This window comes from Enterobacter sichuanensis, assembly GCF_009036245.1.
Classification (GTDB): domain Bacteria; phylum Pseudomonadota; class Gammaproteobacteria; order Enterobacterales; family Enterobacteriaceae; genus Enterobacter; species Enterobacter sichuanensis.
In genome coordinates this window covers 936,655-949,771 of sequence record NZ_CP027986.1, presented here as the reverse complement: position 1 = coordinate 949,771, position 13,117 = coordinate 936,655, and the positions used below count along the sequence as shown (strand labels likewise).

General features: G+C 57.3%; 12 protein-coding genes. 3 read left to right on the top strand and 9 right to left on the bottom strand.

What is annotated here, in order from left to right; genetic code table 11:
- Window positions 1-2: 2 nt before the first annotated feature.
- From nqrE to C1N69_RS04350, 5 genes are read right to left on the bottom strand one after another with little or no spacing between them, the layout of a single operon-like run.
- Window positions 3-599 carry an NADH:ubiquinone reductase (Na(+)-transporting) subunit E gene (gene nqrE / locus C1N69_RS04370; RefSeq protein ID WP_023334613.1) on the bottom strand — a complete coding sequence of 199 codons (597 nt, stop codon included), beginning with the start codon at window positions 597-599 and terminating at the stop codon, window positions 3-5.
- 6 nt (window positions 600-605) lie between these two features.
- Entirely contained in the window at window positions 606-1,244 is a 639-nt protein-coding gene (locus C1N69_RS04365; RefSeq protein ID WP_025760186.1) for an NADH:ubiquinone reductase (Na(+)-transporting) subunit D, read from the bottom strand.
- Window positions 1,237-2,031 carry a Na(+)-translocating NADH-quinone reductase subunit C gene (locus C1N69_RS04360; protein ID WP_025760185.1) on the bottom strand — a complete coding sequence of 265 codons (795 nt, stop codon included), beginning with the start codon at window positions 2,029-2,031 and terminating at the stop codon, window positions 1,237-1,239. The genes C1N69_RS04365 and C1N69_RS04360 overlap by 8 nt, the downstream gene beginning before the upstream one ends.
- Entirely contained in the window at window positions 2,024-3,259 is a 1,236-nt protein-coding gene (locus C1N69_RS04355; RefSeq protein ID WP_045285111.1) for an NADH:ubiquinone reductase (Na(+)-transporting) subunit B, read from the bottom strand. Before C1N69_RS04355 ends, C1N69_RS04360 begins: the two co-directional genes overlap by 8 nt.
- A 3-nt stretch (window positions 3,260-3,262) precedes the next feature.
- Window positions 3,263-4,606, bottom strand: a complete 1,344-nt coding sequence (locus C1N69_RS04350; RefSeq protein WP_059385924.1) for a Na(+)-translocating NADH-quinone reductase subunit A — start codon at window positions 4,604-4,606, stop codon at window positions 3,263-3,265.
- 298 nt (window positions 4,607-4,904) lie between these two features.
- Between C1N69_RS04350 and dpaA the strand changes: the two genes are divergently transcribed.
- Window positions 4,905-5,645 (top strand): peptidoglycan meso-diaminopimelic acid protein amidase, encoded by a 741-nt coding sequence (dpaA, locus tag C1N69_RS04345; protein WP_025760182.1) that lies wholly within the window; start codon window positions 4,905-4,907, stop codon window positions 5,643-5,645.
- Here the strand turns inward: dpaA and C1N69_RS04340 are convergent.
- Entirely contained in the window at window positions 5,616-6,383 is a 768-nt protein-coding gene (locus C1N69_RS04340; RefSeq protein WP_008500262.1) for a class II glutamine amidotransferase, read from the bottom strand. The two genes, dpaA and C1N69_RS04340, sit on opposite strands and share 30 nt — an antisense overlap.
- 53 nt (window positions 6,384-6,436) lie before the next feature.
- Window positions 6,437-7,015 carry a D-sedoheptulose 7-phosphate isomerase gene (lpcA, locus tag C1N69_RS04335; protein WP_025760181.1) on the bottom strand — a complete coding sequence of 193 codons (579 nt, stop codon included), beginning with the start codon at window positions 7,013-7,015 and terminating at the stop codon, window positions 6,437-6,439.
- 239 nt (window positions 7,016-7,254) lie between these two features.
- Here lpcA and fadE point away from each other — a divergent pair, with 239 nt between their 5' ends.
- Complete coding sequence (gene fadE / locus C1N69_RS04330; RefSeq protein WP_047957822.1) at window positions 7,255-9,699, top strand: acyl-CoA dehydrogenase FadE; 2,445 nt, start codon at window positions 7,255-7,257, stop codon at window positions 9,697-9,699.
- Between the two features lie 108 nt (window positions 9,700-9,807).
- Window positions 9,808-10,578: an amidohydrolase gene (locus C1N69_RS04325; protein ID WP_045285103.1), complete on the top strand. Its 771-nt coding sequence runs from the start codon at window positions 9,808-9,810 to the stop codon at window positions 10,576-10,578.
- 51 nt (window positions 10,579-10,629) lie between these two features.
- Here C1N69_RS04325 and C1N69_RS04320 read toward each other — a convergent pair whose 3' ends face one another.
- Window positions 10,630-12,231, bottom strand: a complete 1,602-nt coding sequence (locus C1N69_RS04320; RefSeq protein WP_155031902.1) for a gamma-glutamyltransferase family protein — start codon at window positions 12,229-12,231, stop codon at window positions 10,630-10,632.
- A 9-nt stretch (window positions 12,232-12,240) separates the two neighbouring features.
- Window positions 12,241-13,116: an ABC transporter permease gene (locus tag C1N69_RS04315; RefSeq protein ID WP_094919478.1), complete on the bottom strand. Its 876-nt coding sequence runs from the start codon at window positions 13,114-13,116 to the stop codon at window positions 12,241-12,243.
- Window position 13,117 lies beyond the last annotated feature (1 nt).

Sequence of the window (13,117 nt, the reverse complement as noted above, 5' to 3'; positions counted from 1 at the left end):
CCTTATAGCTGCACACCGGAGAAGGACATAAAGCCCAGCGCCATCAGCCCGGTGGTGATAAAGGTGATCCCTAAGCCACGCAGCCCTGCAGGCACGTTGGCATATTTCATTTTTTCGCGGATCCCCGCCATGGTGACAATCGCCAGCATCCAGCCGATGCCGGAACCGAAGCCGTACACCACGGACTCACTGAAGTTGTAATCACGCTGAACCATAAACGAAACGCCGCCGAAGATGGCGCAGTTCACCGCGATCAGCGGCAGGAAGATCCCCAGCGCGTTGTAGAGTGACGGGAAGTACTTATCGAGGATCATCTCCAGGATTTGCACCAGCGCGGCAATCACACCAATAAAGGTGATGAAGTTCAGGAAGCTGAGATCAACGCCCTCTACCAGCGCGCCGTCCCGCAGCACGAAGTTATACACCAGGTTGTTGATCGGCACCGATAAGCCGAGCACCACGGTGACCGCCACGCCCAGCCCAAATGCCGTCGACACTTTTTTGGACACCGCAAGGAACGTACACATGCCGAGGAAAAACGCGAGCGCCATGTTTTCAACAAACACCGCCCGCACAAACAAACTCAGGTAATGAGCCATCGTCGGTTACTCCTTTTCCTGCTGTTCTGGTCTCAACGTACGAATCAGCCAGATCAACAAACCGATAATGAAAAATGCGCTAGGGGCCAGCAGGAACAGGCCGTTTGGCAGATACCAGCCGCCGTTTTGCACCGTCTCCAGCACCGTGATGCCAAATAATTTACCGCTGCCAATAAGCTCACGCAGGAACCCCACGGTCAGCAGGATCACGCCATAGCCGAGGCCGTTGCCGATACCGTCCATAAAGCTCGCCAGCGGCGGCATTTTCATGGCGTAGGCTTCCGCACGTCCCATCACGATACAGTTGGTGATGATAAGCCCAACAAACACCGAGAGCTGTTTAGAGGTTTCATAGGCGAAGGCGCGCAGCAGCTGATCGACCACGATCACCAGCGAGGCGATGATCGCCATCTGCACGATGATCCTCACGCTGTTGGGAATGTGGTGGCGGATCATGGAGATAAACATGCTGGAAAACGCGGTTACCAGCGTTACCGCCAGCGTCATCACCACCGCCGTTTCCAGCTTGGTCGTTACTGCCAAGGCTGAACAGACGCCCAGTACCTGCAGCGTTATCGGGTTATTGGCGAGCAGTGGGCCAATGAGAACCTTTTTGACTTCTTTCAGTTCACCGGTATCAGCCATTGTTCAGCGCTCCTTCACGTACGTTTTTCAGGAAAGGCCCAAAGCCCAACTCGCCCATCCAGAAATCAAAACTGTGCTGCACGCCTTTTGAGGTGAGCGTGGCGCCGGACAGCCCGTCTACCGCGTAGTCGTCACCGGGACGTGCCGCCCCTTTCATCACTTTCAGCGCGGGCAGCCCGTTGTCATCAAGCACTTTCTTGCCGATAAACTGTGCCCGCCAGTTCGGGTTTTCCACTTCGCCACCCAGACCCGGCGTTTCCCCCTGGTCGTAGTACGTGATGCCTTTTACGGTGCGACCATCCGTATCCAGGGCCACAAAGGCATACATCATTGACCACAGGCCGTTACCGTAGACAGGAAGCACCACTTCCTGAATGCGTTTTTGGGCATCACGAACGAGATAAATTTCAGCAAGATTGCTGCGACGCTTAATGCCAGCCGGATCCTGTGACGCGTCCAGCGTCAGGCTCATCTGCGGATCTTTCAGCGCCAGCGCCTGGTTATACTTCGCCGGGTCTTTATCCAGCAGTTGTCCGGTTTTTAAATCCACCAGACGCGGCGAGATACGCTCCGCAAAGACCGCCGAGACGTCGTCTGCACTCATCCCTTCCTGCATCAGCCCGGCGACGGCCAGGATATTGCGCTGTTTATCCAGCGCACGTTGCGCCTGCTGCAGGGGTTTTAACCCCACGGCAGAGCCGGCCACGACAATCGAACAGACCAGACAGAGCACCAGCACCACCAGCAGCGTTTTGCTGATGCTGTCGTTATTTTTAACCTCAGCCACGCGCCTTCCTCCGCTTAATGTTGGCCCGCACCACCAGGTAATCGAAGAGTGGCGCAAACAGATTGGCAAACAGAATGGCCAGCATCATCCCTTCCGGGTACGCCGGGTTAACCACGCGGATCAAGACACACATCGCGCCAATGAGCACGCCATAGCTCCATTTACCCTTATCCGTAAACGAGGCAGAGACAGGGTCGGTTGCCATAAACATCATGCCGAACGCGAAGCCACCCAGCACCAGATGCCAGTACCAGGGCATGGAGAACATCGGGTTGGTGGTCGAACCGATAACATTGAACATCGTGGCGGTCAGCACCATGCCGATCATCACGCCAGCCACAATTCGCCAGGAGGCCACGCGTCCAAACAGGATGATCGCCCCACCAATCAAAATCATCAGCGTGGAGACTTCCCCGATGGAGCCCGGTATGTTGCCAATAAAGGCGTCAAACCAGGTGACAGGCTGGCCTGTGGCGTTGTTGACCAGCGTTTCGCCGCCGTGTGCCGCCCACTGTGAAAGCGGCGTCGCGCCGGAAAAACCGTCGGCCGCTGTCCATACCAGGTCCCCCGAAATTTGCGCCGGATACGCAAAGAACAGGAACGCTCGCCCCGCCAGTGCCGGGTTGAGGAAGTTACGCCCGGTGCCGCCGAAGATCTCTTTGGCAATCACCACGCCGAAACTGATGCCCAGCGCCGCCTGCCAGAGCGGTAAGGTGGGTGGGACAATCAGGGCAAACAGAATGGAGGTCACGAAGAAGCCTTCGTTGATCTCATGTTTACGAATGATGGCGAACAACACTTCCCAGAAGCCGCCCACGATAAAGACCGTGAGGTAAATCGGCAGGAAGAACACCGCACCCAGCGTCATCATGCTCACCCAGCCTGCGTCTGGCGCAAAGCTCACACCCAACGACTGGGCCAGACGGTAGTGCCAGTCTGACTGGAGCACCTGCGCCAGCTGCTGTGCATCATACATATGGTGCAGCGCCGGAATGGTCTGCAGACCGACGTTGTACATCCCCCAGAACATCGCCGGGAAAACCGCAAACCAGACCAGGATCATCATTCGCTTAAGGTCGATGGCGTCACGAACGTGCGCCGCCCCTTTCGTCACCAGCCCCGGCGTATAGAAAATGGTCGCCGTTGCTTCATACAGCGGGTAGTACTTTTTGAGCTTCCCTTCGGTAAAGTGCGGCTCAATTTTTTCAAAGAGGTGTTTTAAGCCCATCGGTTATCCTTCCTGCTCAATGCGGGTTAACACCTCGCGCAATACGGGTCCATATTCGTATTTTCCCGGACAGACATAGGTACAGAGCGCCAGATCTTCTTCGTCAAGCTCAAGGCAGCCCAGCGCCTGCGCGCTGTCGGTATCGCCAGCGAGCAGATCGCGCAGCAGCATGGTTGGCAGAATATCCAGCGGCATGACGCGCTCGTAGTTGCCAATCGGGACCATGGCGCGCTCGCCACCGTGCGTAGTGGTCGAGAAGTTAAACAGCCTGTTACGCAGGAAGTGACCTAACGTGGTACGGGTGACGGAAAATTTTTCCGCACCGGGCAGTACCCAGCCGAACAGCTCTTTGTCTCGGCCTTCCTGCACAATGCTCACCTGCAAATGGAAACGTCCCAGATAGGCGTGCGCATCAACAGCATGGCGGCCACTGAGAACGGAACCGGAAATCAGGCGGTTTTCACCCTCTTTGATTTCACCCGCCAGCAGTTCATTGATGTCTGCGCCCAGCAGCGTTTTCACCAGACGCGGATGCTTAGCCTGCGGCCCGCCAATCGCAATGATGCGTTCCGCACTCAGTTCACCGGTGGTGAACAGCTTACCGATGGCAATAACATCCTGATAGTTAAGATGCCAGACCTGTTTCGTCAGGCTTACCGGCTCAAGGAAGTGGATGTGCGTCCCGACCAGCCCCGCCGGATGCGGCCCCGCAAACGTATTAAATGTAACCTGCCCCTGCGGATGACCGCCGAGCTTACCGCCGCCGGCCTGGCAAACGTGGACTTTCCCCGACGTCAGGCGGGTTAAAAGGGTCAGTCCGGCATCAAAGGCTTTACGCTGCGCCAGAATAACCGGTTGTGGATCCACGCTGAGCGGGTTGGTGTCCATTGCCGTCACGAAAATCGCGGCCGGCTCCGTACCCGGAACAGGGGATTTGCTGAAGGGACGCGTACGAAGCGCGGTCCATAAACCGGACGCCAGAAGCTGAGCCTGAACAGCGTCGCGGCTTAGCGATGCGAGATCTGCGGTGTCGTAATGGGCGAATTCACACTGCTCATCGCCTTCAATGCGGATAACCACCGACTGCAGAACGCGCCGTTCGCCACGGTTGATCGCCACTACGGTACCGCTCGCGGGTGCGGTGAACATCACGCCGGGATTTTTTTTGTCCTCAAAGAGTGCCTGGCCTTTGATAACGCGATCGCCTTCCTCTACCCGCATTGAAGGACGCATTCCCAGGTAGTCGTCGCCCACAATGGCGACATGACGGACACTTGCGCCTGTCGAAACGTGCTGCTCTGGCACGCCTGCAATCGGCAGATCAAGTCCTTTTTTGATTTTAAACATGTGGTTAGCAGGTTTCCATGAACAACAATCCAGTGGGCGCGAAGTGTAACATTTTCCCCTTCTCGCGGGCAGGTAATCCGCCGTTACGCGCGCCAAATTGCGAGCTAATACGCAAAGTTCCTGGAGTCAACGCGATTTCGATGGTTTATAAAGTAAAACTAATTTGTAAACTCACCGCCCGGCTCTTGCGAAAATCTCTGGCGGTGCTAATGTGAGCGCTCCTAACAGAATAATCTGATTTCGGGTCTCTTTTGCCGTCCTGGCAAGTTGGTCATGGTTTTATCAAGGAACTAGTAGTATGCGTAAAATCGCATTGTTCATTGCGATGCTTCTGATTCCGTGCATGTCGTTTGCCGGGCTGCTCAGCAGTAACAGCTCAACGACGCCGATCAGCAAAGAATATAAACAGCAGTTAATGGGATCGCCGGTTTATATTCAGATCTTCAAGGAAGAACGCACTCTCGATCTGTTTGTAAAAATGGGTGAGACATATCAGCTGCTTGATAGCTACAAAATATGTAACTACTCCGGTGGATTAGGGCCAAAACAGCGTCAGGGCGATTTCAAAAGTCCGGAAGGGTTTTACAACGTTCAGCGTAGCCAGCTCAAACCGGACAGCCGCTTCTATAAAGCCATCAACATCGGTTTCCCGAATGCCTTTGACCGTGCGCACGGTTATGAAGGTAAATACCTGATGATCCACGGTGCCTGCGTCTCTATCGGCTGCTACGCGATGACCGATTCCGGCATTGATGAGATTTTCCAGTTTGTCACCGGTGCGCTGGTCTTTGGTCAGCCTAACGTTCAGGTCAGCATCTATCCGTTCCGCATGACCGATGCCAACATGGCGCGTCACAAGTACTCTTACTACGCGGATTTCTGGAAACAGTTGAAACCAGGCTATGACTACTTCGAGCAGACGCACAAGCCGCCTGTTGTCTCGGTTGTGGATGGCCGTTACGTGGTCAGCAAGCCGCTGAGCCACGAAGTTGTCCATCCACAGCTGGCGTCAAATTACACGGTCCCCGAGACAAAATAGTACCCACTCGCCTGGCATAATCTTTTGCCAGGTTTCGTTGCCCGTCAGCGGCTGCGTTGCAATGACAGTGACCACATCGTTCGGTGTGGTCTCTTTCTGAAAGTCTATCTCCACATCCTGATCGAGTAGCGTTGCAACGCCAAACGGCGCACGACGGGTGATCCAGAACAGGTTCGTCGAGCAGAACGCCATCACATAGCGCCCGTCAGAGAGCAGCATATTAAACACGCCTTTTTCGCGCAGCTCAGTGGCCAGCGTCGCGATGTATTTAAATACCGCCGCCATGTTTCCCGGGGTTCGCGGATAGCGCTCCGTCAGCTTATGCAGCAGCCAGCAAAAGGCTTTTTCGCTGTCGGTTTCGCCTACCGGGCGGAAATTGCCCGTCTCCAGCGACTTATAGCCCGTGAGTTGCCCATTGTGCGCGTAGGTCCAGTTACGGCCCCACAGTTCACGGGTAAACGGATGCGTATTTTCCAGCGCCACTTCGCCGCGGTTTGCCTGGCGAATATGGGCGATCACCGAGCGCGACTTGATGGGATAGTCCTGCACCAGTTTGGCAATCGGTGAGTTAAAGCTGGGCTGTGGATCTTTGAACGTGCGACACCCTTTGCCTTCGTAGAAGGTAATGCCCCAGCCGTCTTTATGCGGCCCGGTTCCTCCACCGCGCTGCACCAGCCCGGTGAAACTAAAGCAGATATCGGTTGGCACATTGGCGCTCATCCCGAGCAGTTCGCACATAGATTACCTCCACTCCACAACTGCGAGGGGCACTGGTGCCCCCCAGCGAAGTCTTACTTAACCATCTCTTTTTCGATCAACTGAATCAGGATGTGGATCACTTTGATGTGAATTTCCTGAATACGATCAGCATAACCGAAGTGCGGCACACGGATTTCGATATCCGCCGTACCGGCCATCTTACCGCCATCTTTACCGGTCAGGGTGATGACTTTCATCCCTTTTTCACGTGCGGCAGCGATCGCTTTGATCACGTTCGCAGAGTTGCCCGAGGTAGAGATCCCCAGCAGCACGTCACCTTCACGACCCACCGCTTCAACGTAGCGGGAGAAGACGTAGTCGTAACCAAAGTCATTGCTCACGCAGGAGATATGGCTCACGTCGGAAATCGCGATCGCCGGGTAGCCCGGACGGTTTTCACGATAGCGTCCGGTCAGCTCTTCTGCAAAGTGCATGGCATCGCAGTGGGAACCGCCGTTACCGCAGGAAAGCACTTTGCCACCGGCTTTGAAACTGTCGGCCAGCAGGACCGCCGCGCGCTGAATAGCGTGAATATTGGCATCATCTTTCAGAAAGTTAGCCAGCGTTTCCGCCGCTTCGTTCAGTTCGTTACGAATAAGATCCTGGTACATGAGGATAATCCTTCAGTATTGATGAAATAACACAGTGGAGTGTACCGGATAGCGGGAAAAGCGAGAAGCTAAAGCCATACGAATCCACTGGCGTTTTGCTTTTTCGTGCCGGCGAAAACGCGAACAATGTGAACCAGGTTGTAATTATTTTGTAAACACATTGCTAAAGGAAATAACATCAACTACAACCATATCATCACAAGTGGTCAGACCTCCTACAAGCAAGGGAGCTTTTCTTTATGATGATTTTGAGCATTCTCGCAACTGTTGTTCTGCTCGGTGTGTTGTTCTATCACCGCGTCAGTTTATTTCTGAGCAGCCTGATCCTTCTGGCCTGGACCGCTGCGCTTGGCGTCGCTGGTCTGTGGACTATCTGGCTTTTGGTCCCGCTGGCCATCATTCTCCTGCCGTTTAACCTTGCCCCGATGCGTAAATCCATGATCTCCGCGCCGGTGTTCAAAGGCTTCCGCAAGGTGATGCCGCCAATGTCGCGTACGGAAAAAGAGGCGATTGATGCCGGTACGACCTGGTGGGAAGGCGATCTGTTCCAGGGCAACCCGGACTGGAAAAAGCTGCATAACTACCCGCAGCCGCGTCTGACCGCTGAAGAACAGGCCTTTATTGATGGCCCGGTGGAAGAAGCGTGCCGTATGGCGAACGACTTTGCCATTACCCATGAAATGGCCGATCTGCCGCCCGAGCTGTGGGCGTATCTGAAAGAGCATCGCTTCTTCGCGATGATCATTAAGAAAGAGTACGGCGGTCTGGAATTCTCCGCCTATGCTCAGGCGCGTGTACTGCAAAAGCTGGCGGGCGTTTCCGGGATCCTGGCGATTACCGTGGGCGTGCCTAACTCCTTAGGCCCGGGCGAACTGCTGCAGCATTACGGTACCGAAGAGCAGAAAGATTACTACCTGCCGCGTCTGGCACGTGGTCAGGAAATCCCTTGCTTCGCGCTGACCAGCCCGGAAGCAGGCTCCGATGCGGGCGCGATCCCGGATACCGGCGTGGTCTGCATGGGCGAATGGCAGGGCGAGCAGGTGCTGGGTATGCGCCTGACCTGGAACAAACGTTATATCACGCTGGCGCCTATCGCCACCGTATTGGGTCTGGCCTTTAAGCTCTCTGACCCGGAAAGACTGCTGGGCGGCGAAGAAGATCTGGGCATTACCTGTGCGCTGATCCCTACCTCGACCCCAGGCGTTGAAATTGGTCGTCGTCACTTCCCGCTGAACGTGCCGTTCCAGAACGGCCCAACCCGCGGTCAGGATATCTTTGTGCCGATTGACTACATCATCGGTGGCCCGAAAATGGCCGGTCAGGGCTGGCGTATGCTGGTGGAATGTCTGTCGGTGGGTCGCGGTATTACCCTGCCGTCGAACTCAACCGGTGGTCTGAAGTCTGTGGCGATGGGAATTGGTGCGTACGCCCATATCCGCCGTCAGTTCAAAATCTCCATCGGCAAGATGGAAGGTATCGAAGAGCCGCTGGCGCGTATTGCGGGCAACGCTTACGTGATGGACGCCGCCGCGTCGCTGATTACCTACGGCATCATGCTGGGCGAAAAACCGGCCGTGCTGTCCGCCATTGTGAAGTACCACTGTACCCACCGCGCGCAGCAGTCGATCATTGACGCGATGGATATCGCAGGCGGTAAAGGCATTATGCTCGGCGAAGGCAACTTCCTGGCGCGCGGCTATCAGGGCGCACCGATTGCCATCACCGTTGAAGGGGCAAACATTCTGACCCGCAGCATGATGATCTTCGGTCAGGGAGCGATTCGCTGCCATCCTTATGTCCTGGAAGAGATGGCCGCTGCGCAGAATAACGACGTGGATGCCTTCGATAAGCTGTTGTTCAAACATATCGGTCACGTGGGCAGCAACAAGGTGCGCAGCTTCTGGCTGGGCCTGACGCGCGGTCTTACCAGCGCGACGCCAACCGGCGATGCGACAAAACGTTATTACCAGCATCTTAACCGTCTGAGTGCCAACCTGGCGCTGCTGTCCGACGTCTCTATGGCCGTACTTGGCGGCAGCCTGAAGCGTCGCGAACGTATCTCTGCCCGTCTGGGGGATGTGTTGAGCCAGATTTTCCTGGCCTCTGCGGTGCTGAAACGCTACGACGATGAAGGCCGTCAGGAAGCGGATCTGCCGCTGGTGCACTGGGGCGTTCAGGATGCGATGTATCAGGCAGAACAGGCCATTGACGATCTGCTGGCAAACTTCCCGAACCGCTTTGTCGCCGGCGCCCTGCGCGTGGTGATCTTCCCGACCGGTCGTCATCATCTGGCGCCGTCGGACAAGCTGGACCACAAAGTGGCGAAGATCCTGCAGGTACCGAGCGCAACCCGCTCCCGTATCGGCCGTGGTCAGTATCTGGCCCCAACCCCGCATAACCCGGTGGGTCTGCTGGAAGAGGCGCTGCTGGACGTGATGGCCGCCGACCCGATTCACCAGAAAATCTGTAAACAACTGGGCAAAAACCTGCCGTTTACCCGTCTGGATGAACTGGCGAAACAGGCGCTGGCTGGTGGCATTATCAGTAAAGATGAAGCAGCCCTGCTGGTGAAAGCCGAAGAGAGCCGTCTGCGCAGCATTAACGTGGATGATTTCGAACCGGACGAGCTGGCGACGCAGCCGGTAAAGCTGCCGGAGAAGCACCGTAAGCCTGAAGCGGCATAACCCGTTTCGCCTGCACAAACCCCGCCGCGCGCGGGGTTTTTTATTGCCACATTTTCTCTTTATGTCGTGCTACAGTGTCAAAAAGCGGTCGTTTGAGGAGTCTGAATTGTGCCTGGTCTGAAGATTTCTATTTTGCAGCAACCTTTAGTGTGGATGGATGGCCCCGCCAACCTGCGCCATTTTGATCGTCAACTGGAAGACATTACCGGGCGTGATGTGATTGTCCTGCCGGAGATGTTCACCACTGGCTTCGCCATGGAAGCGGCAAAACAGTCAATGCCGCAGGAGGAGGTGGTCGCCTGGATGCATACCAAAGCGCAGCAGACTCACGCGCTGATTGCCGGCAGCGCCGCCCTGCAAACCGAACGCGGGCCCGTGAACCGCTTCCTGCTGGTTGAGCCGGAAGGGAAAGTGCATTTTTACGATAAACGTCACCTGTTCCGCATGGCGGATGAGCATCATCACTATGAAGCGGGTAACGAGCGCGTGGTCTTTGAATGGCGCGGCTGGCGTATTTTGCCGCTGGTCTGCTATGACCTGCGCTTCCCGGTGTGGTCACGCAACCGCAACGATTACGACCTGGCGCTGTATGTCGCCAACTGGCCTGCGCCGCGCTCCCTGCACTGGCAGTCGCTGCTGGTGGCGCGCGCAATTGAAAACCAGGCCTATGTGGTGGGCTGTAACCGCGTAGGAACTGACGGCAACGGGCATCACTATCGCGGCGACAGCCGGGTGGTGAATCCGCAGGGCGAGATTATCGCCACCGCCGAGCCGCATCAGGCGACGCGGATTGATGCCGAGCTGTCATTGACGGCATTGCAGGAGTATCGCGAGAAGTTCCCGGCATGGCAGGATGCGGATCCGTTTAGTATTGGGTGACATTTTCCCCTCACCCCGCCCCTCTCCCAAAGGGAGAGGGAGGATAAAACATTAACTCACCAACGCCTGCCCGTCTTTGCGGCTCTCTGTCGCGGCCACGTAGTGCCCTTCCGGCATCCGGTAAATCACCTGGGCTCCACCGAAGTTGTAATCCTGAAGCGGATCCTCCACCACGATGTGGTGCCCGCGCTCGCGCAGCGCCGCGATAGTATTGCGATCGAACGTCGATTCGACGATCACTTCCCTGCCCTGCACCACGCGCCAGCGCGGGGCATCGATGGCCGCCTGCGGGTTTTGCCCGTGCAGCATAATGCGCAGCGCCATCTGCATATGACCCTGCGCCTGCATCGGCCCACCCATCACGCCGAAGGACATCAGCGGCTTACCGTTACCGTCCATCGCAAACCCCGGAATGATGGTGTGGAACGGACGTTTGCTGCCCGCCAGCGCGTTCGGGTGCTCAGGATCCAGTACAAATCCGCAGCCGCGGTTTTGCAGGCTGATCCCGGTATCCGGCACCACAATCCCGGACCCAAAGCCCATATAGTTGGACTGAATAAACGAGACCATCATCCCGCTGGCGTCCGCGGTGCTGATGTAGACCGTGCCGCTCTGCGTCGGGGAACCGTAGACAAAATCAGACGCGCTGTCGTGGTTGATCAGCGCCGCACGCGACTTCAGATAAGCGTCGCTCAGCAACTCTTTTGCCGCGAACGCCATATGATCTTCATCCGCCACGTAGCGGTCGAGGTCCGCCAGCGCCAGCTTCATCGCCTCAATGGACAGGTGCAGGGATTGCACGGAATCCGGATGGTGCTTCTCAATACCACATTGCTCTAGAATGCCCAGCGCAATCAGCGTGGCAATCCCCTGGCCGTTCGGCGGCAGCTCCTGCACCGAACCGCCCGCGAAGTCGCGCGACAGCAGCTCTACCCAGTCGACGCGATGGTTAGCCAGATCCTCCGCCGTCAGGTGCGCGCCGTGTTCTTTGGCAAAGGCGGCAATTTTCTGCGCCAGTTCGCCACGGTAAAACGCCTCGCCGTTGGTTCTCGCAATCAGCTCCAGCGAGTTCGCCTGTGCCGGGTTACGGAAAATCTCCCCCACGCGCGGGGCGCGGCCTTCCGGCGCGAAGCAGGCGCTGAAGCCCGGCTGATCTTTCAGCTTGTGATAGCCGCGCTGCCAGAGATGCCCAATCAGCGGCGAGACCGGGAAACCGTTGCGCGCGTAGTCAACCGCAGGCTGCGCCAGGGTGGTCAGCGGCAGCGTGCCGAAGCGTTCCGCCAGCGCGACCCAGCCGGATACCGCCCCCGGTACGGTCACCGCGTCCCAGCCGATTTCCGGCACCGCGGTTTTTCCGGCAAACAGATCCGCATGCCAGCTCGCCGGTGAACGACCCGACGCGTTCAGTCCGTGCAATTTTTCACCGTCCCAGACAATGGCGAAGGCATCGCTGCCAATCCCGTTGCCGGTCGGCTCGACCACCGTCAGGGCCATCGCGGTGGCAATGGCCGCATCAACGGCATTCCCGCCCAGTTGCAGCATCTTCATCCCCGCCTGCGCCGCCAGCGGCTGAGACGTTGCCACCGCGTTACGGCCCATCATCGGTGGGCGGCGTGAAAGGTAACCGGACGTAAAATCAAGCGCTTTGGTCATCATGACTCCTTAGTCATGGCGCGGATCGAGCGCATCGCGCAGCCCGTCGCCGAGTAAATTAAAGCCCTGCACGGCGAGGAAAATCGCCACGCCGGGGAAAATGGACATCCACGGCGCCTGCTCAAGAAACCCTTTCGCGGTGTTGAGCATCGAGCCCCAGGACGGGTTGGGCGGCTGCTGCCCCAGCCCTAAAAACGACAGGCTGGCTTCGGCAATAATCGCCGAGGCAATAGCCAGCGTGGCCTGGACCAGGATCGGCGACATCACGTTGGGCAGGACGTATTTGATGATGATCCAGCGATCCGGCAGGCCAATCGCCCGCGCGCCGTCGATGTACTCTTCGTTGCGAATGGCGATCACCTGGCCGCGCGTCAGGCGGGCGAAGATCGGCATGGCGGAAAGGCCGATGGCGATCATCGCGTTGGTGAGGCTCGGGCCTAAAAACGCCCCGAGGGCGATCGCCATGATCAGGAACGGGCAGGCCAGCAGCGCCTCGATAACGCGCGAGATCACTCCATCCCACATCTTCTGGAAGTAACCTGCCACCAGCCCCAGCGGCACGCCGATGACAACTGCGATAACCACCGACATGCAGCCCGCCATCAGCGAGGTGCGCGCCCCCCAGATAATGCGGGATAAGATGTCGCGCCCCAGCTCGTCGGTGCCGAACCAGTACATCGCCGACGGCGCTTTGCGCACCGCCAGGAAGTTGGCCTTGACCGGATCGAACGGGGCTACCCATGGCGCCAGCAGCGCCACCAGCACAAAGAAACCCACTATCACTGCGCCAGCGACTGCGCTCTTGTTCGCGAGGAATTTCTTCAGCACCCGGCTCTGCGCGCGCGGCAGCGCAGGCACAACGGTTTGTGTCGTCAGTTCCGCCATC

What these genes read in the sequence shown, in the direction of transcription:
- C1N69_RS04315 (WP_094919478.1), bottom strand. Translation starts at nt 13,116, where the DNA reads ATGGCGGAACTGACGACACAAACCGTTGTGCCTGCGCTGCCGCGCGCG.
- C1N69_RS04350 (WP_059385924.1), bottom strand. Translation starts at nt 4,606, where the DNA reads ATGTTTAAAATCAAAAAAGGACTTGATCTGCCGATTGCAGGCGTGCCA.
- C1N69_RS04355 (WP_045285111.1), bottom strand. Translation starts at nt 3,259, where the DNA reads ATGGGCTTAAAACACCTCTTTGAAAAAATTGAGCCGCACTTTACCGAA.
- nqrE (WP_023334613.1), bottom strand. Translation starts at nt 599, where the DNA reads ATGGCTCATTACCTGAGTTTGTTTGTGCGGGCGGTGTTTGTTGAAAAC.
- C1N69_RS04365 (WP_025760186.1), bottom strand. Translation starts at nt 1,244, where the DNA reads ATGGCTGATACCGGTGAACTGAAAGAAGTCAAAAAGGTTCTCATTGGC.
- C1N69_RS04340 (WP_008500262.1), bottom strand. Translation starts at nt 6,383, where the DNA reads ATGTGCGAACTGCTCGGGATGAGCGCCAATGTGCCAACCGATATCTGC.
- C1N69_RS04320 (WP_155031902.1), bottom strand. Translation starts at nt 12,231, where the DNA reads ATGACCAAAGCGCTTGATTTTACGTCCGGTTACCTTTCACGCCGCCCA.
- dpaA (WP_025760182.1), top strand. Translation starts at nt 4,905, where the DNA reads ATGCGTAAAATCGCATTGTTCATTGCGATGCTTCTGATTCCGTGCATG.
- fadE (WP_047957822.1), top strand. Translation starts at nt 7,255, where the DNA reads ATGATGATTTTGAGCATTCTCGCAACTGTTGTTCTGCTCGGTGTGTTG.
- lpcA (WP_025760181.1), bottom strand. Translation starts at nt 7,015, where the DNA reads ATGTACCAGGATCTTATTCGTAACGAACTGAACGAAGCGGCGGAAACG.